Origin of the sequence: Pseudomonas sp. NPDC088414, assembly GCF_044753325.1 — a bacterium.
Classification (GTDB): Bacteria; Pseudomonadota; Gammaproteobacteria; order Pseudomonadales; family Pseudomonadaceae; genus Aquipseudomonas.
In genome coordinates this window covers 40170-62969 of the sequence record NZ_JBIVMY010000008.1, presented here as the reverse complement: position 1 = coordinate 62969, position 22800 = coordinate 40170, and the positions used below count along the sequence as shown (strand labels likewise).

Here is a 22800-nt window from a genome sequence, read left to right as displayed (position 1 = left end):
ACTGCCTTCCCGACGCCGCTGATCTGCGCGGCGTCTACCCTGCGAAATACCACGCCTTATCGGTGACCGTGCCTTGCAACGGTACATCCCAGCTTGCCTGCGCCAGGCGTTCGACCTTCTGACATTCATGGGCCAGGCCCAGCAGCGTCGGCTTGCGCCAGCTCTTGCGACGGGCCAGGTACGCCAGACTGCGGTCGTAGAAACCACCGCCCATTCCCAGGCGTCCGCCGACGTCGTCAAACCCCACCAGTGGCAACAACACCAGATCCAGGGTCCAGATCTTGCGCTGACGAGCCAGATTGGCCCGCGGTTCGAGAATGCGGAAGCGATTGGGCTTGAGCTTGTCGCCGGGGCGAATCCGCTGAAACACCATTTTGGTTCGCGGCCAAGCGCTGAGCACCGGCAGATACGTGGCTTTGCCCCGGCGCTGGGCTTCGCGCAGCAGTAGGCGCGGGTCGATTTCGCCATCGGTCGGCAGATACAGGGAAATGTGTTTCGCCCGGCGAAAGTGCGGGTCTTGCGCCAGTTGGCGGAACAGGCCTTTGGCGGCCTGTCGTTGTTCACCGGCCGTCAGCGCGCGGCGCGCCTTGCGCAGCAGACGGCGGAGTTGCGGGCGGGGCAGTAGCGCAGGTTCGGTCATGGTTCGGCTTCGGCAGGTGAGGGCGAAAACGCACGCATAAAAAATCCGATGCCGGCAAAAACCGGCATCGGATTCGAATCAGGCTCCCCGGATGAACCGCTGTCAACTTAGCCCTTGAACCCGAAAGTTCAAGGTGGAGGATGCAGTAGACTTTAAGGCTTTCCGTCTGGCGGACATGCACACCAGCCCAACGTGCAACCTCCAGGGTAGTGCAAATCGGCTCAGGGACATCGTCAACTGGCAAGCACCCCAGGGAGTGCCGCGAGTATACCTCAAGCGGCCTGGCGAATCAGCCCTTGCTGATGTCCGGATCGTCGGCCAGGACCAGATCGACACGATCGAGCAAGTCGCGCACCTGTTCACGGGTCGAGCCGCTGGCCTGGATGTCCGGGCGCTCTTCTTTGTGCAAGAGGTCGTGGGTGATGTTCAGCGCGGCCATCACTGCAATACGGTCGGCGCCGATGACTTTGCCGCTGCTGCGAATCTCGCGCATCTTGCCGTCCAGGTAGCGGGCGGCGCTGACCAGATTGCTGCGTTCTTCCTGGGGGCAGATGATCGAATATTCTTTGTCGAGGATCTGCACGGTAACGCTATTGCTTGAACTCATGAGTCTTGCTCCAGGGCCTTGAGGCGCGAAATCATCGATTCGACCTTACGCCGGGCGATTTCGTTTTTTTCAATGAGGTGAGCGCGTTCCTCGCGCCAGGTCTTTTCCTGAGCTAGTAAGAGTGCGTTTTGACTCTTTAGTTGCTCGACTCGGCCAATCAGCTTTTCGAGTCTGGCCATCAGCGCTTGCAGGTCGGTGTCTTCCATTGTGTCCACTGAATTCATCTGATGGGCGGCAGGCGCCTGGCTGGCGGACAGCCTTTAATAGTCTTGGCGAGTCTGTCGATGTAGGATACAAGGCCTTCATTCTAGACATAGCGCCGTCTGGCGCCTAGCTGCCCATGACCATTGCGAATTCCCCGTACCAAGCCTTTGCCACCCTGCTGACTGCCAGCGGCCACAACGTCTCGCCTGCCGAACTGCACGGCCTGCTGCTCGGCCGCAGTTGTGCCGGTGCCGGCTTCGATAACGAAGGCTGGCTGATCGACGCCGCCGAACTGCTCGAAGGCGACATCCAGGACAACGTCCGCAACGCCCTGATCGGCCTGCAAGAAATGGTCAAGGGTGAGTTGACCGGCAGCGACGTCACCGTCGTTCTGCTGCTGCCAACCGATGACGCACCACTGGCTGACCGCGCCGCCGCACTGGGCCAATGGTGCCAGGGCTTCCTCAGCGGTTTCGGCCTGAACTGCCGCGACAGCAGCATGCTCAGCACCGAAGCCACCGAAGTGCTGCAGGATCTGGCTGCGATCTCCCAGGTGCAAGACGCCCTGGAAGAGTCCGAAGACGGCGAAAGCGATTACATGGAAGTCATGGAATACCTGCGCGTCGCGCCGCTGCTGCTGTTCTCGGAAACCAAAAAAGCCGACGTGCCGCCAGCCGCCAAGCCGTCGCTGCATTAATCGCGTGCCAGGGAAAGCCATCTGCCCATGACCCATATCCCCAAAGCGGAATACAGCCGTCGCCGCAAGGCCCTGATGGCGCAGATGGAACCCAACAGCATCGCGATCCTGCCCGCCGCCGCAGTGGCGATCCGCAACCGCGACGTCGAGCACGTCTACCGCCAGGACAGCGACTTCCAGTACCTCAGCGGTTTTCCCGAGCCGCAGGCCGTCATCGTTCTGATGCCCGGCCGTGAGCACGGCGAGTACGTACTGTTCTGCCGTGAGCGTAACGCCGAACGCGAGTTATGGGACGGCCTGCGCGCAGGGCAGGAAGGTGCAATCCGTGATTACGGCGCTGACGACGCGTTCCCGATTACCGACATCGACGACATCCTGCCGGGCCTGATCGAGGGGCGCGACCGGGTGTATTCGGCGATGGGCAGCAACCCGGAATTCGATCGACACCTGATGGACTGGATCAACGTGATCCGTTCCAAGGCACACCTCGGCGCGCAGCCACCGAACGAATTCGTTGCCCTGGATCACCTGCTGCACGACATGCGCCTGTATAAATCGGCGGCAGAAGTGAAGGTGATGCGCGAAGCCGCACGGATCTCTGCTCAGGCGCATATCCGGGCGATGCAGGCCAGCCGGCCGGGTTTGTACGAGTACAGCCTTGAAGCCGAGCTCGATTACGAATTCCGCAAGGGCGGGGCGAAGATGCCGGCCTACGGTTCGATCGTCGCCGCCGGGCGCAACAGCTGCATCCTGCATTACCAGCAGAATGACGCGCTGCTCAAGGACGGCGATCTGGTGTTGATCGACGCCGGTTGCGAGATCGACTGCTACGCCAGCGACATCACCCGCACCTGGCCGGTCAACGGCAAGTTTTCCGCCGAGCAGAAAGCAATTTACGAGCTGGTGCTGGCTTCGCAGGAAGCCGCGTTCGCTGAAATCGCCCCGAACAAAAACTGGAATCAGGCGCACGAAGCCACGGTGCGGGTGATTACCGCGGGCCTGGTCAAGCTCGGAATCCTGCAAGGCGAGGTCGATGAGTTGATCGCGACCGAAGCCTATAAAGCGTTTTACATGCACCGTGCCGGCCACTGGCTGGGCATGGATGTACACGACGTCGGCGAGTACAAGGTCGGCGGCGAATGGCGGGTGCTGGAGGTCGGCATGGCGCTGACCGTGGAACCGGGCATCTATATCGCCCCGGACAACCAGCACGTAGCGAAGAAATGGCGCGGCATTGGCGTGCGCATCGAGGATGACGTGGTAGTGACCAAGACCGGTTGTGAAATATTGACCAGCGGCGTACCGAAAACCGTCGCCGAGATCGAAGCGCTGATGGCGCAAGCACGGACACACGCGGCATGAGTCGAGTCAATCTGGCAATCATTGGTGGCGGCCTGGTCGGCGCCAGTCTGGCGTTGGCCTTGCAGTCCGGGGCCAAGGCCCGTGGCTGGAAAATCGTCCTGATCGAACCGTTCGCCCCCGGCGACAGCTGGCAGCCGAGCTACGACGCGCGTTCGTCGGCGCTGTCCTTCGGTTCGCGGCAGATCTATCAACGGCTGGGCGTGTGGCAGGAGATTTCCCGCCGCGCCGAGCCGATCAAACAGATTCACGTCTCCGACCGTGGTCGCTTCTCCACTGCCCGCCTGTCGGCGATGGAAGAGGGCGTGCCGGCGCTTGGCTACGTGGTGGAAAACGCCTGGCTCGGCCAATGCCTGTGGCAGCACCTCGACAAAGACGTGATCAGCTGGCGCTGCCCGGCGGAAGTCACGCGCATGGAGCCGCTGCCCGACGGCTATCGCCTGACCCTCAATGATGAAACCACCGTCGAGTGCGATCTGGCGGTGCTGGCCGATGGCGGCCGTTCCGGTTTGCGCGAGCAACTGGGTATCAACGTGCGCAAGCGTCCGTACAACCAGAGCGCGCTGATCGCCAACATCACCCCGAGCGAAGCGCACAACGGCATGGCCTTCGAGCGTTTCACCGACGAAGGCCCGATGGCCTTGCTGCCGCTGCCGGACAACCGCTGCGCACTGGTCTGGACCCGCCTGGGCATGGACGCGCAACGCCTGGCAGACCTCAGCGAGCGCGATTTTCTCAGCGAACTGCAAGGTGTGTTCGGCTACCGCCTCGGCACCTTGAAACAGGTCGGTGCGCGGCATTTGTATCCGCTGTCGCTGGTCGAGGCCGAGGAGCAAGTACGCTCGCATCTGGCCGTGCTCGGCAATGCCGCGCACAGCCTGCACCCGATTGCCGGACAAGGTTTCAACCTGTCCCTGCGGGATGCTGATGCGCTGGCTGCCGCACTGCTCGCCAGTGACCAGCCGCTGGGCGACTTCGCCACCTTGCAGGCCTATCGCGAGCGGCAGCGTCTGGATCAGGAGCTCACGGTGGGCTTCTCCGATCAGGTCACGCGATTGTTCGGCAGCACTCAGCCGCTGGTCTCGCTGGGCCGCAACATCGGCCTGCTCGGTCTCGATCTGTTGCCACCGGCCAAGCGCTGGTTTGCCCGTCAGGCCATGGGGCTGGGGACGCGGCCGGATGCTTGAGCGGCGGGTCGGCACTTTCACTTTCAGCAGCGCGCCACTAACTGGCGCGCTGGCTAAAACCCTTTACGGGCGGCGCATGCCGCCAGCGAGACAGGCTTAAAGCATGGAAATGCGCGCAGATCTGCTGATTGTCGGAGCCGGAATGGTCGGCAGCGCCCTCGCGCTGGCGTTGCAGGACAGCGGCCTGGAAGTGCTGCTGCTCGACGGCAGCCCGCTGAGCGTCAAACCGTTCGACGCATCCGCAGCGTTCGAGCCGCGGGTCAGCGCCTTGTCGGCGGCCAGCCAGCGGATACTCGAACGCCTTGGCGTCTGGGACGGCATCGCCAAGCGCCGCAGCAGCCCGTACACCGACATGCACGTGTGGGACGGCAGCGGCACCGGGCAGATTCATTTCTCGGCGAGCAGTGTGCATGCCGAAGTGCTCGGCCATATCGTCGAAAACCGCGTGGTGCAGGATGCCTTGCTCGATCGTTTGCACGACTGCGATCTGGGCATGCTGGCCAACGCACGGCTGGAACAGATGCGCCGCTCTGGCGATGACTGGCTGCTGACCCTGGCCGATGGTCGGCAGTTGCGTGCGCCGCTGGTGATTGCAGCGGACGGTGCGAATTCGGCGGTGCGCCGGCTGACCAGCGTCGCCACCCGCGAGTGGGATTATCTGCATCACGCCATCGTCACCAGCGTGCGCAGCAGCAAGCCGCACCGGATGACCGCGTGGCAGCGTTTCACCGATCACGGGCCGCTGGCGTTTCTGCCGCTGGAGCGTGACGGGCAGCAGGACTGGTGCTCGATCGTCTGGTCGACCACACCGAGTGAAGCCGAGCGCCTGATGGCGCTGGATGAAGCGGCATTCTGTCGTGAGCTGGAGCGGGCATTCGAAGGTTGCCTTGGCGAAGTGATCAGTGCCGATCCACGGCTGTGCGTGCCGTTACGTCAACGACATGCCAAGCGCTACGTCGCCGAAGGGCTGGCGTTGATCGGTGATGCGGCGCACACCATTCACCCGTTGGCCGGGCAGGGTGTGAACCTCGGCTTCCTCGATGCGGCGGTTTTGGCTGAAGTGCTGTTGCAAGCCGCCGAACGTGGCGAGCGTCTGGCCGATGTGAAAGTGCTGAGCCGCTACGAGCGTCGGCGCATGCCGCACAATCTGGCATTGATGGCGGCGATGGAGGGCTTCGAGCGCTTGTTCCAGGCCGATCCGCTGCCGGTGCGCTGGTTGCGTAACGCCGGGTTGAAGCTGGTGGAGCAGATGCCGGAGGCCAAGGCCTTGTTTGTTCGCGAAGCCCTTGGCCTCACAGGCGACCTCCCAGCGCTCGCCAAACCCTGAAGGCAATTACTTCTTTGTGGAGAGGGAGCTTGCTCCCGCTGGGCTGCGAAGCGGCCCCAAAAGCCATTTTGGCAACATTGGGAGTCCTTCGGCCTCCAGCGGGAGCAAGCTCCCTCGCCACAGAGACCAGCAATTTGCAGGTCATGCAACATCTGGTAACTCCTTGGAAAAGAGTTCGATTGAGGTGGTAAATGTGAGTCCTTATCATTTGGCCCACATTTTCCGACCGAGAGACCACTCCCATGTTGGCACCCAAGCGTCTTCTGGCCGCACTGGCCCTGACCCTGATCGGCAGCACCACCGCCCAGGCCGCCGACGAGGTGGTGGTCTACTCCTCGCGTATCGATGAGCTGATCAAACCGGTATTCGACGCCTACACCGCAAAAACCGGGGTGAAGATCAAGTTCATCACCGACAAGGAAGCGCCGCTGATGCAGCGGATCAAGGCCGAAGGCGAAAACGCCACCGCTGATCTGCTGCTGACCGTCGATGCCGGCAACCTCTGGCAGGCCGAGCAGATGGGCATTCTGCAGCCGTTCACCTCGAAAACTATCGATACGAATATTCCCGCACAATACCGCTCCTCCAGCCACGCCTGGACCGGCCTGAGCCTGCGCGCGAGAACCATCGCCTATTCCACCGAGCGCGTTAAGCCGGGCGAACTGACCACCTACGAAGCGCTGGCCGACAAGAACTGGGAAGGGCGCCTGTGCCTGCGCACGGCGAAGAAGGTCTACAACCAGTCGCTGACCGCGACCATGATCGAAGTGCACGGCGCCGAGAAGACCGAGAAGATCCTCAAGGGCTGGGTCAACAACCTGTCCACCGATGTGTTCTCCGACGACGTTGCGGTGCTGGAAGCGATCAACGCCGGGCAATGCGATGTCGGCATCGTCAACACCTACTACTACGGGCGCCTGCACAAGCAGAAACCGGACCTGCCGGTGAAACTCTTCTGGCCGAATCAGGCCGATCGCGGCGTACATGTGAACCTGTCGGGTATCGGTCTGACCAAACATGCACCGCACCCGGAAGCCGCCAAGGCGCTGGTCGAGTGGATGACCACGCCTGAGGCGCAGAAGATCTTCGCCGACGTCAATCAGGAATTTCCGGCCAACCCGGCAGTGGCACCTTCGGAAGAAGTGGCGGCGTGGGGCAAGTTCGTCGCTGATACCTTGCCGGTGGAAGTGGCGGGCAAGCGTCAGGCGGAAGCGATCCGCATGATGGATCGGGCGGGTTGGAACTGAGCCGGCCACCACGGCGAGCCCTCTGTGGCGAGGGAGCTTGCTCCCGCTGGGTCGCGAAGCGGCCCCCTGGCGCCCTTGCGTCTGGCGTGAATTGAACTGTTAACTTCCTGCGGCTGCTTCGCAGCCGAGCGGGAGCAAGCTCCCTCGCCACAACATGTGGTCGACGTCGAATGGGCGTTGGCCCTTTTGCAGAGAACCCCCTTGGCCCACCCCGCCCAACGCCGCTGGTATCCCATCGTCCTCGCCATTGCCGCGCTGGTGCTGTTGCCCCTGAGTGTCCTGCTGCTGTCGTGGCAGACCATCGATCAGCAGATCTGGTCGCACCTGTGGGAAACCCAGATGCCGCGCCTGCTCGGCAACACCCTGACGCTGGTGCTCGGCGTTGGCGTCGGTGTGACGCTGCTCGGTGTCAGTCTGGCGTGGCTCACCAGCCTCTGCGAGTTTCCCGGACGACGCTGGCTCGACTGGGCGCTGATGCTGCCGTTCGCCATCCCGGCCTACGTGCTGGCGTTTGTCTTCGTCGGTCTGCTGGACTTTTCCGGCCCGGTGCAGACCCTGCTGCGTGAGTGGTTCGGCAGCGGCCTGCGCCTGCCGCGCGTGCGCTCCACCGGCGGGGTGATTGTAGTGCTGGTGCTGGTGTTTTATCCCTATGTCTACCTGCTGGCGCGCACCGCGTTTCTCGCGCAGGGCAAAGGCTTGATGGAGGCGGCGCGGGTACTCGGGCAATCGCCATGGCAGGCGTTCTGGCGGGTGGCGTTGCCGATGGCGCGTCCGGCGATTGGCGCCGGTGTGGCGCTGGCGCTGATGGAGACGCTGGCGGATTTCGGCGCGGTGTCGGTGTTCAATTTCGACACCTTCACCACCGCCATCTACAAGACCTGGTACGGCTTCTTCAGCCTGCCGAGCGCCGCGCAACTGGCGAGCCTGTTGCTGCTGGTGGTGATGCTGGTGCTCTATGGCGAGCGGCGCGCACGTGGCGCCAACCGGGCGAGCAACGAGCGCCCCAGGGTCAAGGCGTTGTATCAGCTGCGCGGGCTAAAGGCGTTCGCGGCGACCGGCTGGTGCACGTTGGTGTTTGCCTGCGCGTTCGTGATTCCGTTGCTGCAACTGCTCGTATGGTTCTGGCAGCGCGGGCGCTTCGATCTCGATGAGCGTTATGCCGGGCTGATCCTGCACACCCTGTATCTGGGCGGCATGGCGGCGTTGATCACCGTCAGCGTCGCGCTGCTGCTGGCGTTTGCCCGACGTCTGGCGCCGACCCGGGCAATCCGTTCCGGGGTCAGTCTGGCCAATCTTGGTTATGCGCTGCCGGGTTCGGTGCTGGCGGTGTCGATCATGCTGGCGTTCAGTTATCTCGACCGCGAACTGGTGATTCCGCTGTCGGGCTGGCTCGGCGGCGCCGGCAAACCATTGCTGCTGGGCAGTCTGGCGGCGTTGCTGATGGCCTATCTGGTGCGCTTTATCGCGGTGGCCTACGGACCACTGGAAAACAGTCTGGCGCGTATACGGCCTTCATTGCCCGAAGCGGCACGTAGTCTGGGTGTCAGTGGGCCGCGACTGTTTTTCAAAGTGTATCTGCCGCTGTTGCTGCCCGGCACACTGAGCGCGGCGTTGCTGGTGTTCGTCGATGTGCTCAAGGAAATGCCCGCGACCCTGCTGATGCGCCCGTTTGGCTGGGACACGCTGGCGGTGCGGATCTTCGAAATGACCAGTGAAGGGGAATGGGCGCGGGCATCGCTGCCGGCGCTGACCCTGGTGTTGGTCGGCCTGTTACCGGTCATCGGCCTGATCCGCCGCTCGGCGCACCGAAACACTTAGTCGTCAGTCCTGAATCATGCGGCTACAATGCGCGGCATTCGGTGCGGTTCGTCTGACAGACCCGTTCGCTGAAATCGGCTGAAAGCCTTCTATTTCGAGGCTTTCACCCCGTACAGCGGCTGTCCGCACCTTCGCCACGCCCGGAAGGAGAAACCCATGGGACAGCGTACGCCTCTGTATGACCTGCATCTCGCCCTCGGCGCGAAGATGGTCGATTTTGGCGGTTGGGACATGCCACTGCATTACGGCTCGCAGGTCGAGGAACACCACGAGGTGCGCCGCGATTGCGGGGTGTTCGATGTTTCCCATATGACCGTTATCGACGTTGATGGCCCCCAGGCCAAGGCCTGGCTGCAGCATTTGCTGGCCAATGACGTCGAACGCCTGCATCGCCCCGGCCGCGCGCTCTACAGCACGATGCTCAACGAACGTGGCGGCATCGTCGACGACATGATCGTCTATCGCCTCGAAGACCGTTATCGTCTGGTGTTCAACGCCTCCACTCGCGACCAGGATCTGGCGTGGATGCAGGCGCAGGTCGCCGGTTACGACGTGCATCTGCACGAGCGTCAGGATCTGGCGATGCTCGCCATTCAAGGCCCGCAGGCCCGGCAGAAGATTGCCGAACTGGTGACCCAGTCCCGCGCCGCACTGATCCAGCACCTCAAACCGTTCGAAGCCGAAGTCGATGGCGACTGGTTCATCGCCCGCACCGGTTATACCGGTGAAGACGGCCTGGAAATCGCCTTGCCGGCCGAGCAGGCGCCGGGGTTTTTCAACGATCTGGTGGGTGCCGGCATTTCGCCAATCGGCCTCGGCGCCCGCGACACGTTGCGGGTCGAAGCCGGGATGAACCTCTACGGCCAGGACATTCATCAGGATGTCTCGCCGCTGGCGTCCAATATGGCCTGGAGCATCGCTTGGGAACCGGCTTCGCGGCAGTTCATCGGTCGCTCGGCGCTGGAAGCGGAAAAAGTCGCCGGCGTTGCGCACAAACTGGTGGGTCTGGTGCTTGAGGAGCGCGGTGTTTTGCGCGCCCATCAAGTGGTTCGTATCGCCGATGTTGGCGAAGGAGAGATCACCAGTGGTAGTTTCTCTCCTACGCTAAGCAAATCGATTGCCCTGGCGCGTGTACCGATGGCTACCGCCGACCGCGCCGAAGTGGAAATCCGTGGCAAGTGGTATCCGGTACGAGTGGTCAAACCGACCTTCGTGCGCCATGGTAAAACCTTGATCTGACCTTTTCCGGCGGGCCTGACCGCTGACAATTTTCTTGAGGACACCGAGCATGAGCAATATCCCCGCTGAACTGCGTTTTGCCGAAAGTCATGAGTGGGCACGCCTGGAAGCCGACGGCACCGTTACCGTGGGCATCAGCGATCACGCGCAGGAAGCGCTGGGCGATGTGGTGTTCGTTGAACTGGCCGAAGTCGGCAAGGTGTTTGCTGCCGGTGAGGCTGCCGGTGTTGTCGAGTCGGTGAAGGCCGCGTCCGACATCTACTCCCCGATCGGCGGTGAAGTGATCGCGGTCAACGAAACGCTGGCTGACTCGCCGGAAGAGCTTAACAACGATCCGTACGCCGCATGGATCTTCAAGCTCAAGCCAAGCGACAAGGCCGAGCTGGACAAGCTGCTGGACGCTGCTGCCTACAAGGCTGCCATCGGCGAATAAGCAGACTGTAATACTGCAAAAGCCCCGATCTCTCGGGGCTTTTTTGTAGGCGTCGATCAGGCGTCGCGCAATACCGCTTTCACTGCCGCCACCGAACGCTCGACGTCGTCCCTGGTCATGCTGGTGAACATCGGCAATGACACGATCAAGCGCCCAACGCGCTCGGAAACTGGCAACATGCCTTCCTTGAACCCGCGCTCGCGGTACAGGCTCAGCAAGTGGATCGGCGGGTAGTGATAGCCGATGCCGATGCCTTTGGCCTGCATCTGCTCCATGAACGTGGCGCGGGCCGGCAAGCCGTCCTTGCGCTCCGGCAGGACCAGTTGGAACAGGTGCCAGTTGCTCTGGGTGAAGTCCGCCGGTGGCAGTTGGGCGCCATAAGTCGCTTCAAAGTCATCGCCAAAACATTTGAAGTAGTGCCGGGCCAGTTCCTGACGATGGGCGGTCAGCGCCTCGATATGGGCGAACTGGCCGAGGCCGATGGTGGCGGCGATGTCGGTCATGTTGAACTTGCCACCGAGCACATCGACGTCCAGACCATCAAAGCCGTTGCGGGTCACGCCCTGCAGGCGGTACTTCTCCGCCAGCCGCGCCTCTTCCGGGGTGTTCAGCACCAGGCAGCCGCCCTCGGAGCAGGTGACGTTCTTGTTCGCCTGAAAGCTGAACGACACGAAATCGCCGGTGGCGCCGATGCGCTGGCCGTTCCAGCTCGAACCCAGGGCCTGAGCGGCGTCTTCGACAATGCGCAAGTTGTGTTTGCGGGCGATGGCGTACAAGCGTTCCATGTCCACCGGCAGGCCGGCGAGGTACACCGGAATCACCGCTTTGGTGCGCGGGGTGATGGCCGCTTCCAACTGGTCCAGATCGATGTTGCGGGTCACCGGATCGATGTCGGCAAACACTGGTGTGGCGCCGACTTCGAGGATCACGTTGGCGGTGGCGACCCAGGAAATCGGCGTGGTGATCACTTCGTCACCCGGGCCGATGCCGGCGATGCGCAAGGCGATTTCCATGGTGCAGGTGCCGGAGTTGAAGGTGCGCACCGGGCGTCCGCCGAAGTATTCCGACAACTGTGCTTCAAAGGCCTGGACCTTCGGCCCGCTGGTGATCCAGCCGGAACGCAGCACATCGCCGACGGCGGCAATCGTGGCTTCATCAATGACAGGTTTGGAAAACGGCAGGAACGGCAGTTGGTTCATGAGGATTGGATCATCCGAAGGTTGGACGCCTGATGCAGGCGCTACAGCATGCCCCGGAACCCCCTCTGCCGCCAAGCCGTGCGCGTCGGGATCGGCTGCTATGCTGGTTTGACCGTGTTGCATTGACGCCGAGCGCCAGCCAAGAGAGAGCCCGTCATGTCCCAGTTGCCATCCTTGAGCCAGTTACGCGACCCCGAAGCCTTCCTGCGCCGCCATTTGGGTCCCGACGCCGCCGAACAGCAGGCGATGCTCGACAGCCTGGGCCTCGGCAGCCGGGTCGAACTGATCGAGCAGACGGTGCCGCCGGGCATTCGCCTGAATCGGGCGCTGGACTTGCCGCCGGCCCTCGATGAGCAGGCGGCGCTGGCCAAACTTCGCGGTTATGCCGAGCAGAATCAGGTGTGGACTAGCCTGATCGGCATGGGCTACCACGGCACGCTGACGCCGACCGTCATCCTGCGCAACGTGCTGGAAAATCCCGGCTGGTACACCGCGTACACCCCGTATCAACCGGAGATCGCCCAGGGCCGTCTCGAAGCGCTGCTGAATTTCCAGCAACTGACCATCGACCTCACCGGGCTTGAACTGGCCAATGCTTCGTTGCTCGACGAAGCCACCGCTGCCGCTGAAGCCATGGCGCTGGCTAAACGCGTGGCGAAGTCAAAGAGCAATCTGTTCTTCGTCGATGAGAACTGTCATCCGCAGACCATTTCCGTGGTGCAGACCCGTGCCGAAGGCTTCGGTTTCGAGGTGATCATCGACGCTGTGGATAACCTCAACCAGCATCAGGTATTCGGCGCGTTGCTGCAGTATCCCGACACGCACGGCGAGATCCGCGACCTGCGTCCGGTGATCGATCAACTGCACGCGCAGCAGGCGCTGGCCTGTGTGGCGGCGGATCTGCTGAGCCTGTTGCTGCTGACGCCGCCGGGTGAACTGGGTGCGGACGTGGTGTTCGGTTCGTCCCAGCGCTTTGGCGTACCGATGGGCTACGGTGGCCCGCACGCGGCGTTTTTCGCCAGCCGTGAGGAATACAAACGGGCGATTCCCGGGCGGATCATCGGTGTGTCAAAAGACGCTCGTGGCAATGTGGCGTTGCGCATGGCCCTGCAAACCCGTGAGCAACATATTCGCCGGGAGAAGGCCAATTCGAACATCTGCACCGCGCAGGTGCTGCTGGCCAACATCGCCAGTTGCTATGCGGTGTATCACGGGCCGCAAGGCTTGAAACGGATAGCACAGCGGGTGCATCGGCTGACCTGCATTCTGGCGGCGGGTCTCGAACGCCATGGTCTCCAGCGGGTTAACGGGCAGTTTTTCGACACCCTCACGCTGGAGGTTGGCGGCGCGCAGAGCGCGATCATCGACAGCGCCAAGGCTGCGCAGATCAACCTGCGGATTCTCGGCCGTGGCCGAGTGGGACTGAGCCTCGACGAGACATGCGATGAAAGCACGGTGGCGAAGCTCTTCGATGTGCTGCTCGGTGCCGATCATGGTTTGAACGTCGAACAACTCGATGCAGAAACGCTGGTTTCAGGCATCCCCGACACCCTCCAGCGCAAAACGCCGTACCTGCGCCACCCGGTGTTCAATGCGCATCACAGCGAAACCGAGATGCTGCGCTACCTCAAGCAACTGGAGAACAAGGACCTGGCGCTCAACCAGTCGATGATCCCGCTGGGCTCCTGCACCATGAAACTCAATGCCACCAGCGAGATGATCCCCATCACCTGGCCGCAGTTCGCCAATCTGCACCCTTTCGCGCCTCGGGAGCAGGCAGTCGGTTACACCTTGATGATCGAAGAACTGGAGCGCTGGTTGTGTGCGATTACCGGGTTCGATGCGATCTGCATGCAGCCCAACTCCGGCGCTCAGGGCGAGTACGCCGGGCTGCTGGCGATTCGCAAATATCACGAGAGCCGACAGCAGGGCGGGCGGGACATTTGCCTGATTCCGTCCTCGGCCCACGGCACCAACCCGGCCTCGGCGCAAATGGCCGGAATGCGCGTAGTGATCGTCGAGTGCGACGAGGCCGGCAACGTCGATCTGGACGATCTGAAAACCAAGGCGGCCGAGGCGGGGGACAAGTTGTCGTGCCTGATGGCGACCTATCCATCGACCCATGGTGTGTACGAGGAGGGCATCAGCGAAATCTGCGAAGTTATCCACCAGCACGGCGGGCAGGTGTACATGGACGGCGCCAACCTCAATGCGCAGGTCGGGCTGGCGCGGCCGGCGGACATCGGCGCCGACGTGTCGCACATGAACCTGCACAAGACTTTCTGCATCCCCCATGGCGGTGGCGGGCCGGGCATGGGGCCGATCGGTATTCGCGCGCACCTGGCGCCGTTCGTCGCCAATCATCCCGTGGTGCCGATTGCCGGCCCGTTGCCGCAGAACGGCGCGGTCAGTGCGGCGCCGTGGGGCAGTGCGAGCATTTTGCCGATCAGCTGGATGTACATCGCGATGATGGGGCCGCAACTGGCGGATGCCAGCGAAGTGGCGATCCTCGCGGCGAATTATCTGGCGCAGCATTTATCCGGCGCATTCCCGGTGCTGTACACCGGGCGTAACGGGCGGGTGGCCCACGAATGCATTCTCGATCTGCGGCCGTTGAAGGCGCAGACCGGGATCAGCGAGGAGGATGTCGCCAAGCGCCTGATGGATTACGGTTTTCATGCGCCGACCATGTCCTTCCCGGTGCCAGGGACGTTGATGGTCGAGCCGACCGAGAGCGAATCCAAGGCCGAGCTCGACCGCTTTATCGGCGCCATGCTGAGCATCCGCGCGGAAATCATCGAAGTGCAGAACGGCAACTGGCCGGCGGGCGACAACCCGCTCAAGCGTGCGCCGCATACCCTGGCGGATGTCACCGGAGTCTGGGAGCGGCCTTACAGCATCGAGCAGGGCATCACCCCGGATGCGCACACCAAGGCACACAAGTATTGGCCGGCGGTGAATCGGGTGGACAACGTCTATGGGGATCGCAATCTGTTTTGTGCCTGCGTCCCGGTGGACGATTACCGCTGATCTCCTTGTACCCCCGATTCATTGTAGGAGTGAGCCTGCTCGCGATAACGGTGCATCAGTCGCCGAATGCAGTGTCTGGAGTACAGCCATCGCGAGCAGGCTCACTCCTACAGAGGTTATGGAGTGAACAGAGAAAGTCGGGCAAAAAAATGCCGCTCAATCGAGCGGCATTTTTGTTGGCGGCAATATTACTCGGATGCCACTGCGTTCTTCGCCAGAATCGCATTCGCCAATTCCATGTCCGTGGCCTGCAGGCCCGGGTTGTCGGCGCGGACTTTCTGCATCGCTGCTTCCAGGTACGGCCCACGGATGCCGCCATCGCTGGCGACGAAGCTGCCGGCATCGTCCTGCGCGGCAACGATCAGCTTGTGGTCCTTGAAGGTCAGGTAGGTCGAACCGGTGGTGGCGCCGGACGAAATGACGTTACGCCAAAAGCTGTCGGCCATCGCTGAACCAACGGGCAGGGACAGCAGGGCAAGGGTGGCGACAGCAAGTTTGAGACGCATGATTGAGTGACTCCTGGGGGGTTAACTACGGCGTTGGATAGCGTTTTCCCCGATCCGGTTCCGTAGTCGCCTATTTCTGCTCGCTTTGCGGCGTTACCCGCAGCACTTCTTCGACGGTGGTCAGCCCCGCCGCAACTTTTTGCGCACCCGACAGGCGCAGGCTGCGCATGCCCTCCTTGAAGGCTTGCCGGCGGATGGCGGTGAGATCGGCGTCCGGGGTGATGAACGCCTTGAGGCTGTCACTCAACTGCATGATTTCGTAGACCCCGGCGCGTCCGCGATAACCGGTGTCGCGGCACTCCAGACAACCGATGGCCCGTTGCGCATTGCTGGGCAGTGGCGCTTGCCACGGGCGGGTCAGGGTTTGCCAGTCTTCCTCTTCCAGCGTCAGCGGCGCCTTGCAGTGCGGGCACAGTGTGCGCACCAGACGCTGGGCCATGACCCCGAGCACCGTGGCTTTGATCAGATAGTGCGGCACGCCAAGTTCCAATAGCCGACTGATCGCGCTGGGGGCATCGTTGGTGTGCAGGGTCGACAGTACCAGATGGCCGGTGAGTGCAGCCTGAATCGCCATTTCCGCGGTTTCCAGGTCGCGGATCTCGCCGATCATGATGATGTCCGGGTCTTGCCGCATCAGCGCACGCACGCCGGCGGCGAAGCTCAGATCGATGTTGTGCTGCACCTGCATCTGGTTGAAGGCCGGCTCGACCATTTCGATCGGGTCTTCGATGGTGCAGAGGTTGATCTCCGGCGTCGCCAGTTTCTTCAGCGTGGTGTACAGCGTGGTGGTCTTGCCTGAACCGGTCGGCCCGGTGACCAGAATGATGCCGTTGGGCTGGCGGGTCATGTCCTGCCAGCGGCGCAGGTCGTCGGCGGAAAAGCCAAGCTGGTCGAAGTCCTTGAGCAGCACTTCCGGGTCGAAAATCCGCATGACCATTTTTTCGCCAAATGCGGTGGGCAGCGTTGAGAGCCGCAGCTCCACCTCGCCGCCGTCCGGGGTTTTGGTCTTGACCCGGCCGTCCTGGGGTTTGCGCTTCTCGGCGACGTTCATCCGCCCGAGACTTTTCAGGCGGCTGACGATCGCCATGGTTACCTGCGGCGGGAATTGATAGACGTTGTGCAGCACGCCGTCGATGCGAAAGCGCACGGTGCCCTGTTCGCGGCGCGGTTCGATGTGGATATCGCTGGCGCGCTGCTGGAAGGCGTACTGAAACAGCCAGTCGACGATGTTGACGATGTGCGCGTCGTTGGCATCCGGCTCCTGATCGCTGGCGCCGAGGTTGAGAAGTTGTTCGAAGTTGCCGAGGTTGCCGCTCTGCGCGTCGGCAGTGCTGGCGCCGCTCACCGATTTGGCGAGGCGGAAGAACTCGACGCTGAAGCGCTGGATGTCCACCGGGTTGGCGACCACCCGTTTGATCGGCAGCTTCAGCACATGGGTCAGGTCGGCCTCCCAACCGGTGACGTAGGGCTGGGCGCTGGCGACCACCACCGCATCGCGGTCGACCGCTACCGCAAGAATCTTGTGCCGTTGGGCAAAGGCGTAGGACATCAGCGGGGTGATCGCCGCAACGTTGATCTTCAACGGGTCGATGCGCATGTACGGCTGGCCGGCCTGCTGCGCCAGCCACAGGGTCAGGCTTTCCAGATCCAGATGTTTGCCCGGTCGGCTGAGATCATCCAGTTGCTGGCTGGCGATGAATTCCAGTGGATGCTGCTGGCCGTGGGTCGCGTGGCGCCGCCGGGCGTTGAGCGCCTGCTCCGCCGAATCCTGGCTGATAAAGCCTTGGGCGACCAGCTCACGCAACACATCGTTGAGATCCAGCCAGCGGTCCTGAGTGGCGAGTTGAACGGACATGCGGGCTCCTTTTGAACGACTGTGCGCAAAGGATAGTCGTGGCCCCGCCGACCGTTGGGCCACTACCCGACAAAGCCGTTGCCGGATTTGTCAGCCGGACGCCTGGGCCGGCGCAGACCACGCCGTGTCGGCGTCTTGCAGGTTCACCGAGCAGACGCTGATCAGGTTACGAAGTTTTTCCGCAATCACCTGGGCGCGATGCCAGCTCAGTCCGTCGATGGTGATATCGATCGACAGCAGATCGTCGAGCCGCTCGACGTGGACCTGTTGCGGCGTCAGAAATTGCAGCGCAAACAGGTTCAGCACCCGCACCAGCAGATCCGGCTCGGCCTCGGCAAGCAGCTGATAACGTGCGCAGCAGTGCGCGTTGTTGACGTTCCACACATCGGCGCGGGGCGCAGGGGTATTCACGGCTTCGAGGTGAGGCATGTCCGGTCTCCAGAGTCAGTGGAGGAATTTTTACATTCGGTGTCGGGCATTTCTTGTCTAAGATGAGCGGATTCGCGGATTGCTCGACTAGAACGATTCGCAAAATGATCATTTTGAGGATTGATTATGCATAGCGAACTGGACAGCTACGACCGGCGGATTCTCGCCTTGCTGCAAGAGGACGCGTCACTGTCCAGCGCGCAGATCGCCGAGCAAGTGGGCCTTTCGCAATCGCCGTGCTGGCGGCGGATTCAGCGGATGAAGGAGGAGGGGATCATTCGCGGGCAAGTGACCTTGCTTGATCGCAAGAAGATCGGCCTGAACACGCAGATCTTCGCCGAGATCAAACTCAACGCCCACGGGCGTTCGAACTTCACCGAATTCACCGAGGCGATTCGCGGTTTTCCGGAAGTGCTGGAGTGTTATGTGTTGATGGGCGCGGTGGATTTTCTGTTGCGGATTGTCGCGGCGGACATCGAGGCGTATGAGCGATTCTTTTTCGAGAAGCTGTCGCTGGTGCCGGGGATCCAGGAAGTGAATTCGATTGTGGCGTTGTCGGAGATCAAGTCCACCACCAGCCTCCCGGTCTAGCACGGATGGCCTCTGTGGCGAGGGAGCTTGCTCCCGCTGGGCTGCGAAGCGCCCCCAGAATCTGCAATTGCAGAATTGGGAGTCCTTCGGCCTCCAGCGGGAGCAAGCTCCCTCGCCACAGGTTTCAGGTGTTGCTGAGCATCACATACGCAGCAGCATTTTCCACGCACGATTCTGATAAACCGCAATCGCCTGCTGCTTGCGTGCATCGAGCAGTTCGTCAGTGATCGTCGGTTCGTTGGCCAGTTGCGCCAGTTTGTTCAGCTCGCCGTACAGGCGATCCATTTCCGCGATCTCCAGCACGTTACGCGCGTGGTGCAGCCAGACCTGGATGCGTTCGATGCGCGGCAGTTGTTCGGCCAGATCTTCCGGCTGCTGCTGATAGCGCTGCAATTGCAGGGACGTGGCTTCTTCGCCGAGCATGCGCGGCAGCCAGCTGTGCAGTTGCGCGGCGCCCTGACGATTGCCGCGGGTGTTGCGCTCGGCGGCCCAGGTGCGGGCCAGCAGCCAGCGCGAAACCGTCAGCGAGAACAGGCCCCAGCGCGGGTCTTCCAGCTCTTCGAGGAATTGCTCCGGCGCCGCCTTGCGTACGTCTTCGTCTTCGATGCCGACCTGAACCAGTGGGCGCCAGTCTTCGAGCAATGCGTCCAGCGCCACGCGCAGGTCGTGAGTCGCCGGACGCGGTGCGGCTTGGCCGAGGCTGCTGAGCAGGGCGCGCATTTCCGCGAGGTTCTCGACCCAGTCCTGCAGCAGGCGCCAGTGGCCGTTGAAGCGATATTGTTCGGCCAGACGCTGGCTGCTGCCGAGCAAGTGCCAGGCCAATGCGGCGAAGGCGTCGTCGAGTTGGGTTTCCGGGGTCAGTTGCGGCGCGGGCAGGCTCAGCGAGTAGCTGTTGGCGTCGTACAGACGGTAGCCGCGTTCGGCCTTGCTGATGTCGCACGGCATCAGGGCCAGGGTTTCGGCCAGTTCGGCGGCCAGTTCCAGCAACGCGGCAGGCTCACCTTCGCGCAGTTCCAGTTCCAGCTCGCAGATTTCTTCTTTCTGTTTGCCGACCACCACGTGACCGAGGTCCAGCGCGGCTTCGATCACCACTTTGGCCTTGCCGCGGCCCCAGGCGATTTCCGCGCGCTCGCGGACGAAATCGGTGGTGAAGATCGGCTTCAGGGTTTTCTTGTCCAGCTCGGCCAGCGCCTCGGGCCAGCATTCGCCGTCGAGTTTCTTCACGTCGAGCTTGGCTTTGGGCAATTTCCAGTCGTACTCATTACGCTCGGACAGACCGGCCACGCTCTGGCCGCGGGTCTTGAGGGTCTGAATCACTTCGTCACCGTCCTTGCGCAGACGCAGGGCGACTTTGGCCTGAGCCAGATCGCGCTCGGGGGTATCGAAGTACTGGTTCATCAACTCACGGCGTTCCCAGCCATTTTTGTTGCGTTTTTTCAGGAGCGGGTGCTCGCGCAGGGCAGCGAGGGTTTCGCGGCTGACGCGGAGTTTGATTTCGGTTTCTTTCTGCATGGCCGGAAAATCCAGGATCGGGAGTGCAGCCGGGGGAATGTGTGGCTGCCAAGGCCGTGCAGTGTACAGGACTCAAACTTCCTACGCCCTGCGGCGGTTTATTCCGAGCGCCGGATGGCTCTATGATGGACTTCAAATCGGGAGTTGGAGTCAGCGATGCCTTTGCCATCCATGCAAGACCAGTTCGCTGCACTGATCGCCGCACCGTCGGTCAGTTGCACCCAACCGAGCCTGGATCAGTCCAATCGGGCGGTGATCGATTTGCTTGCCGGTTGGCTGGGTGATCTGGGCTTCAGCTGCGATATCCAGCAGGTCAGCCCCGGCAAATTCAACCTGCTCGCCAGTTTTGGCAGCGGGCCCGGCGGCCTGGTGCTGGCCGGGCACAGCGATACCGTGCCTTATGACGATGCGCTGTGGCAGACCGATCCGCTGAAACTCACCGAGGTCGATGGCCGCTGGGTCGGGCTGGGCAGTTGCGATATGAAGGGTTTTTTCGCGCTGATCATCGAGGCCGTGCAGCCGCTGCTCGACCAGCCGTTCAAGCAACCGCTGCTGATCCTCGCCACCTGTGATGAAGAGAGCTCGATGTCCGGTGCCCGGGCGCTGGCCGAGGCCGGCAAGCCACTGGGCCGTGCGGCGGTGATCGGCGAGCCGACCGGGCTCAAACCGATCCGCATGCACAAGGGCATCATGATGGAGCGCATCGATATCCTCGGGCAGAGCGGCCATTCGTCGGATCCGCGCCTGGGCCACAGCGCCCTCGAAGCGATGCACGATGCCATTGGCGAGCTGCGCGGTTTGCGTCTGCTATGGCAGCGTGAATTCAACAACCCGCAGTTCAGCGTTCCACAGCCGACCATGAACTTCGGCTGTATTCATGGCGGCGATAATCCGAATCGCATCTGCGGCCAGTGTTCGCTGGAGTTCGACCTGCGCCCACTGCCGGGCATGGACCCGCAAGTCCTGCGTGCGGAAATCCTGCGCAAGCTCAACCCGGTTGCGGAACGTCATCAGGTGAAGATCGACTACCAGCCGTTGTTCCCGGAAGTGCCGCCATTCGAGCAGGCCGAAGACGCCGAATTGGTGCGCATTGCTGAAAAGCTCACCGGCCACAGTGCCGAAGCAGTAGCGTTCGGCACCGAAGCGCCTTATCTTCAGCGCCTTGGCTGCGAAACCATCGTGCTCGGCCCCGGCGACATCGCCTGTGCACACCAGCCCGGCGAATACCTTGATATGTCACGTTTGCAGCCTACCGTGCAGCTATTGCGGCAGTTGATTGAACATTACTGCCTGAACCCGGACAAACGATGATGTCCACCTGTGGGAGCGGGCTTGCTCGCGAAAGCGGTGTATCAGGTACATCGATGTCGACTGACTCACCGCTTTCGCGAGCAAGCCCGCTCCCACAGGGGGGACGGTGTTTTGTCAGACCAAACGCTGTAAATTGCCAGCACCCCAACCCGTATTCATGAGGAGAGCGCGCGTGTCGCCAAGCCTGTTCCGACGATAACCATCAGCCCGCTGTGCGTTTTCCGTTTCGCCCTTTTTTCGGCTGCTATTTATTACAGGCCCAGGTTCATGCCCGAATACGTCAATTGGCTTCGTCATGCGTCCCCTTACATCAATGCCCACCGCGACTGCACCTTCGTCGTCATGCTGCCCGGCGACGGCGTGGAGCATCCGAACTTCGGCAACATCGTCCACGACCTCGTGCTGTTGCACAGCCTCGGCGTGCGCCTGGTGCTGGTCCACGGTTCGCGCCCGCAGATTGAAACCCGCCTCGCTGCGCGCGGCCTGACCCCGCACTACCACCACGGCATGCGCATCACCGATGCGGCGACCCTGGAGTGCGTGATCGACGCGGTCGGTCAGTTGCGTATCGCTATCGAAGCGCGGCTGTCGATGGACATGGCCTCGTCGCCGATGCAGGGCTCGCGCTTGCGGGTGGCCAGCGGCAACCTGGTGACCGCGCGGCCGATCGGCGTGCTTGAAGGTGTCGACTATCACCACACCGGTGAAGTGCGCCGGGTCGATCGCAAAGGCATCAATCGTCTGCTCGACGAGCGTTCGATCGTGTTGCTGTCGCCGCTGGGCTACTCGCCGACCGGGGAAATCTTCAACCTCGCCTGCGAAGACGTCGCCACCCGCGCCGCCATCGACCTCGATGCCGACAAGCTGCTGCTGTTCGGCGCCGACCTCGGTCTGATCGACGAGAACGGCAAACTGGTGCGCGAACTGCGTCCGCAACAGGTGCCTGCGCATTTGGCGCGTCTGGGCAACAACTATCAGGCGGAACTGCTGGATGCTGCTGCCGAGGCTTGCCGTGGCGGCGTGGCGCGCAGCCATATCGTCAGCTACGCCGAAGACGGCGCGCTGCTGACCGAACTGTTCACCCGCGACGGTGGCGGTACGCTGGTCGCTCAGGAGCAATTCGAGCTGGTGCGCGAGGCGGCGATTGAAGACGTCGGTGGTTTGCTCGATTTGATCAGTCCGCTGGAAGAGCAGGGGATTCTGGTACGTCGTTCGCGTGAAGTGCTGGAGCGCGAGATCGAACAGTTCAGCGTGGTCGAGCGTGAAGGCATGATCATCGCCTGTGCGGCGCTGTACCAGATTGCCGATTCGGACGCTGGTGAACTGGCGTGCCTGGCGGTGAATCCGGAGTACCGTCACGGTGGTCGCGGCGATGAGCTGCTGGAGCGCATCGAGACCCGTGCCCGGGCGCAAGGGTTGAAGACTCTGTTCGTTCTTACCACCCGTACCGCGCACTGGTTCCGCGAGCGCGGGTTCGAACCTAGCAGCGTCGAGCGCCTGCCGGCGGCGCGGGCCTCGCTGTACAACTATCAGCGTAACTCGAAGATCTTCGAAAAGACCCTCTGAAGATTACCGAAGGACTTTTGTGGCGAGGGGATTCATTCCCGAT

Annotated in this window: 20 protein-coding genes and 1 other RNA gene; 12 read left to right on the top strand and 9 right to left on the bottom strand. The window is 62.3% G+C overall.

Annotated elements, in window-relative coordinates; translation table 11 throughout:
* Nucleotides 1–34: 34 nt before the first annotated feature.
* From ACIP8I_RS10465 to ACIP8I_RS10450, 4 genes are all read right to left on the bottom strand, one after another.
* Nucleotides 35–640 carry a 5-formyltetrahydrofolate cyclo-ligase gene (locus tag ACIP8I_RS10465; RefSeq protein ID WP_400760798.1) on the bottom strand — a complete coding sequence of 202 codons (606 nt, stop codon included), beginning with the start codon at nt 638–640 and terminating at the stop codon, nt 35–37.
* 80 nt (nt 641–720) lie between these two features.
* Nucleotides 721–899, bottom strand: a non-coding RNA gene (ssrS, locus tag ACIP8I_RS10460) — 6S RNA.
* Between the two features lie 30 nt (nt 900–929).
* Nucleotides 930–1247, bottom strand: a complete 318-nt coding sequence (locus tag ACIP8I_RS10455; RefSeq protein WP_007967943.1) for a cell division protein ZapA — start codon at nt 1245–1247, stop codon at nt 930–932.
* Nucleotides 1244–1453 (bottom strand): TIGR02449 family protein, encoded by a 210-nt coding sequence (locus tag ACIP8I_RS10450; RefSeq protein ID WP_007967945.1) that lies wholly within the window; start codon nt 1451–1453, stop codon nt 1244–1246. Before ACIP8I_RS10450 ends, ACIP8I_RS10455 begins: the two co-directional genes overlap by 4 nt.
* 134 nt (nt 1454–1587) lie before the next feature.
* Here ACIP8I_RS10450 and ACIP8I_RS10445 point away from each other — a divergent pair, with 134 nt between their 5' ends.
* From ACIP8I_RS10445 to gcvH, 8 genes are all read left to right on the top strand, one after another.
* Nucleotides 1588–2148 carry a YecA family protein gene (locus tag ACIP8I_RS10445; RefSeq protein WP_400760794.1) on the top strand — a complete coding sequence of 187 codons (561 nt, stop codon included), beginning with the start codon at nt 1588–1590 and terminating at the stop codon, nt 2146–2148.
* A gap of 27 nt (nt 2149–2175) precedes the next feature.
* Nucleotides 2176–3510: a Xaa-Pro aminopeptidase gene (pepP, locus tag ACIP8I_RS10440; RefSeq protein WP_183782965.1), complete on the top strand. Its 1335-nt coding sequence runs from the start codon at nt 2176–2178 to the stop codon at nt 3508–3510.
* Nucleotides 3507–4694, top strand: coding sequence for a 2-octaprenyl-6-methoxyphenyl hydroxylase (gene ubiH / locus ACIP8I_RS10435; RefSeq protein WP_400760791.1), 1188 nt, complete (start codon nt 3507–3509; stop codon nt 4692–4694). Before pepP ends, ubiH begins: the two co-directional genes overlap by 4 nt.
* Nucleotides 4695–4803: 109 nt before the next feature.
* Nucleotides 4804–6021, top strand: coding sequence for a 2-octaprenyl-3-methyl-6-methoxy-1,4-benzoquinol hydroxylase (locus ACIP8I_RS10430; protein ID WP_400760956.1), 1218 nt, complete (start codon nt 4804–4806; stop codon nt 6019–6021).
* 242 nt (nt 6022–6263) lie between these two features.
* A complete protein-coding gene (locus ACIP8I_RS10425; RefSeq protein ID WP_400760788.1) occupies nt 6264–7268 on the top strand; it encodes an extracellular solute-binding protein in 1005 nt (334 codons plus the stop codon).
* A gap of 201 nt (nt 7269–7469) precedes the next feature.
* On the top strand, nt 7470–9086 hold the full coding sequence (locus ACIP8I_RS10420) for an ABC transporter permease (protein ID WP_400760785.1): 1617 nt from the start codon (nt 7470–7472) through the stop codon (nt 9084–9086).
* A gap of 156 nt (nt 9087–9242) precedes the next feature.
* Nucleotides 9243–10325: a glycine cleavage system aminomethyltransferase GcvT gene (gene gcvT / locus ACIP8I_RS10415; protein WP_285373064.1), complete on the top strand. Its 1083-nt coding sequence runs from the start codon at nt 9243–9245 to the stop codon at nt 10323–10325.
* 49 nt (nt 10326–10374) lie between these two features.
* The gene (gene gcvH / locus ACIP8I_RS10410) at nt 10375–10758 is read left to right on the top strand and encodes a glycine cleavage system protein GcvH (protein WP_027610498.1); all 384 of its coding nucleotides are present in this window, start codon (nt 10375–10377) and stop codon (nt 10756–10758) included.
* Between the two features lie 56 nt (nt 10759–10814).
* On the opposite strand, the gene ACIP8I_RS10405 is transcribed toward gcvH, so the two are convergent.
* On the bottom strand, nt 10815–11957 hold the full coding sequence (locus ACIP8I_RS10405; protein WP_400760781.1) for a DegT/DnrJ/EryC1/StrS family aminotransferase: 1143 nt from the start codon (nt 11955–11957) through the stop codon (nt 10815–10817).
* A 156-nt stretch (nt 11958–12113) separates the two neighbouring features.
* On the opposite strand from ACIP8I_RS10405, the gene gcvP reads away from it, so the two are divergent.
* Entirely contained in the window at nt 12114–14987 is a 2874-nt protein-coding gene (gene gcvP, locus ACIP8I_RS10400) for an aminomethyl-transferring glycine dehydrogenase (protein WP_400760778.1), read from the top strand.
* A 188-nt stretch (nt 14988–15175) separates the two neighbouring features.
* Here the strand turns inward: gcvP and ACIP8I_RS10395 are convergent, their stop codons facing one another.
* The 3 genes from ACIP8I_RS10395 to ACIP8I_RS10385 form a co-directional block, all read right to left on the bottom strand.
* Entirely contained in the window at nt 15176–15496 is a 321-nt protein-coding gene (locus ACIP8I_RS10395; protein ID WP_169843014.1) for a DUF2388 domain-containing protein, read from the bottom strand.
* Nucleotides 15497–15563: 67 nt separating this feature from the next.
* Nucleotides 15564–17348: a GspE/PulE family protein gene (locus ACIP8I_RS10390; protein ID WP_400760777.1), complete on the bottom strand. Its 1785-nt coding sequence runs from the start codon at nt 17346–17348 to the stop codon at nt 15564–15566.
* A 90-nt stretch (nt 17349–17438) separates the two neighbouring features.
* Entirely contained in the window at nt 17439–17777 is a 339-nt protein-coding gene (locus ACIP8I_RS10385) for a hypothetical protein (protein WP_367086131.1), read from the bottom strand.
* A 126-nt stretch (nt 17778–17903) separates the two neighbouring features.
* On the opposite strand from ACIP8I_RS10385, the gene ACIP8I_RS10380 reads away from it, so the two are divergent.
* On the top strand, nt 17904–18368 hold the full coding sequence (locus tag ACIP8I_RS10380; protein WP_027610503.1) for an Lrp/AsnC family transcriptional regulator: 465 nt from the start codon (nt 17904–17906) through the stop codon (nt 18366–18368).
* Between the two features lie 141 nt (nt 18369–18509).
* Here ACIP8I_RS10380 and ACIP8I_RS10375 read toward each other — a convergent pair whose 3' ends face one another.
* Entirely contained in the window at nt 18510–19880 is a 1371-nt protein-coding gene (locus ACIP8I_RS10375; RefSeq protein WP_027610504.1) for an inorganic triphosphatase, read from the bottom strand.
* Between the two features lie 156 nt (nt 19881–20036).
* Between ACIP8I_RS10375 and argE the strand changes: the two genes are divergently transcribed.
* Both argE and argA read left to right on the top strand, forming a co-directional pair.
* Complete coding sequence (argE, locus tag ACIP8I_RS10370; RefSeq protein ID WP_400760774.1) at nt 20037–21191, top strand: acetylornithine deacetylase; 1155 nt, start codon at nt 20037–20039, stop codon at nt 21189–21191.
* Between the two features lie 267 nt (nt 21192–21458).
* Nucleotides 21459–22757, top strand: coding sequence for an amino-acid N-acetyltransferase (argA, locus tag ACIP8I_RS10365; RefSeq protein WP_400760772.1), 1299 nt, complete (start codon nt 21459–21461; stop codon nt 22755–22757).
* Nucleotides 22758–22800: the final 43 nt, after the last annotated feature.

Excerpts from the sequence above, each read along its gene's own strand:
- ACIP8I_RS10405 (WP_400760781.1), bottom strand. The coding sequence starts at position 11,957 with ATGAACCAACTGCCGTTCCTGCCGTTTTCCAAACCTGTCATTGATGAA.
- ACIP8I_RS10425 (WP_400760788.1), top strand. The coding sequence starts at position 6,264 with ATGTTGGCACCCAAGCGTCTTCTGGCCGCACTGGCCCTGACCCTGATC.
- ubiH (WP_400760791.1), top strand. The coding sequence starts at position 3,507 with ATGAGTCGAGTCAATCTGGCAATCATTGGTGGCGGCCTGGTCGGCGCC.
- gcvP (WP_400760778.1), top strand. The coding sequence starts at position 12,114 with ATGTCCCAGTTGCCATCCTTGAGCCAGTTACGCGACCCCGAAGCCTTC.
- argE (WP_400760774.1), top strand. The coding sequence starts at position 20,037 with ATGCCTTTGCCATCCATGCAAGACCAGTTCGCTGCACTGATCGCCGCA.
- ACIP8I_RS10385 (WP_367086131.1), bottom strand. The coding sequence starts at position 17,777 with ATGCCTCACCTCGAAGCCGTGAATACCCCTGCGCCCCGCGCCGATGTG.
- ACIP8I_RS10445 (WP_400760794.1), top strand. The coding sequence starts at position 1,588 with ATGACCATTGCGAATTCCCCGTACCAAGCCTTTGCCACCCTGCTGACT.
- ACIP8I_RS10450 (WP_007967945.1), bottom strand. The coding sequence starts at position 1,453 with ATGGAAGACACCGACCTGCAAGCGCTGATGGCCAGACTCGAAAAGCTG.
- pepP (WP_183782965.1), top strand. The coding sequence starts at position 2,176 with ATGACCCATATCCCCAAAGCGGAATACAGCCGTCGCCGCAAGGCCCTG.
- ACIP8I_RS10390 (WP_400760777.1), bottom strand. The coding sequence starts at position 17,348 with ATGTCCGTTCAACTCGCCACTCAGGACCGCTGGCTGGATCTCAACGAT.
- ACIP8I_RS10380 (WP_027610503.1), top strand. The coding sequence starts at position 17,904 with ATGCATAGCGAACTGGACAGCTACGACCGGCGGATTCTCGCCTTGCTG.
- ACIP8I_RS10375 (WP_027610504.1), bottom strand. The coding sequence starts at position 19,880 with ATGCAGAAAGAAACCGAAATCAAACTCCGCGTCAGCCGCGAAACCCTC.
- ACIP8I_RS10455 (WP_007967943.1), bottom strand. The coding sequence starts at position 1,247 with ATGAGTTCAAGCAATAGCGTTACCGTGCAGATCCTCGACAAAGAATAT.
- gcvT (WP_285373064.1), top strand. The coding sequence starts at position 9,243 with ATGGGACAGCGTACGCCTCTGTATGACCTGCATCTCGCCCTCGGCGCG.
- ACIP8I_RS10430 (WP_400760956.1), top strand. The coding sequence starts at position 4,804 with ATGCGCGCAGATCTGCTGATTGTCGGAGCCGGAATGGTCGGCAGCGCC.
- ACIP8I_RS10465 (WP_400760798.1), bottom strand. The coding sequence starts at position 640 with ATGACCGAACCTGCGCTACTGCCCCGCCCGCAACTCCGCCGTCTGCTG.
- argA (WP_400760772.1), top strand. The coding sequence starts at position 21,459 with ATGCCCGAATACGTCAATTGGCTTCGTCATGCGTCCCCTTACATCAAT.
- gcvH (WP_027610498.1), top strand. The coding sequence starts at position 10,375 with ATGAGCAATATCCCCGCTGAACTGCGTTTTGCCGAAAGTCATGAGTGG.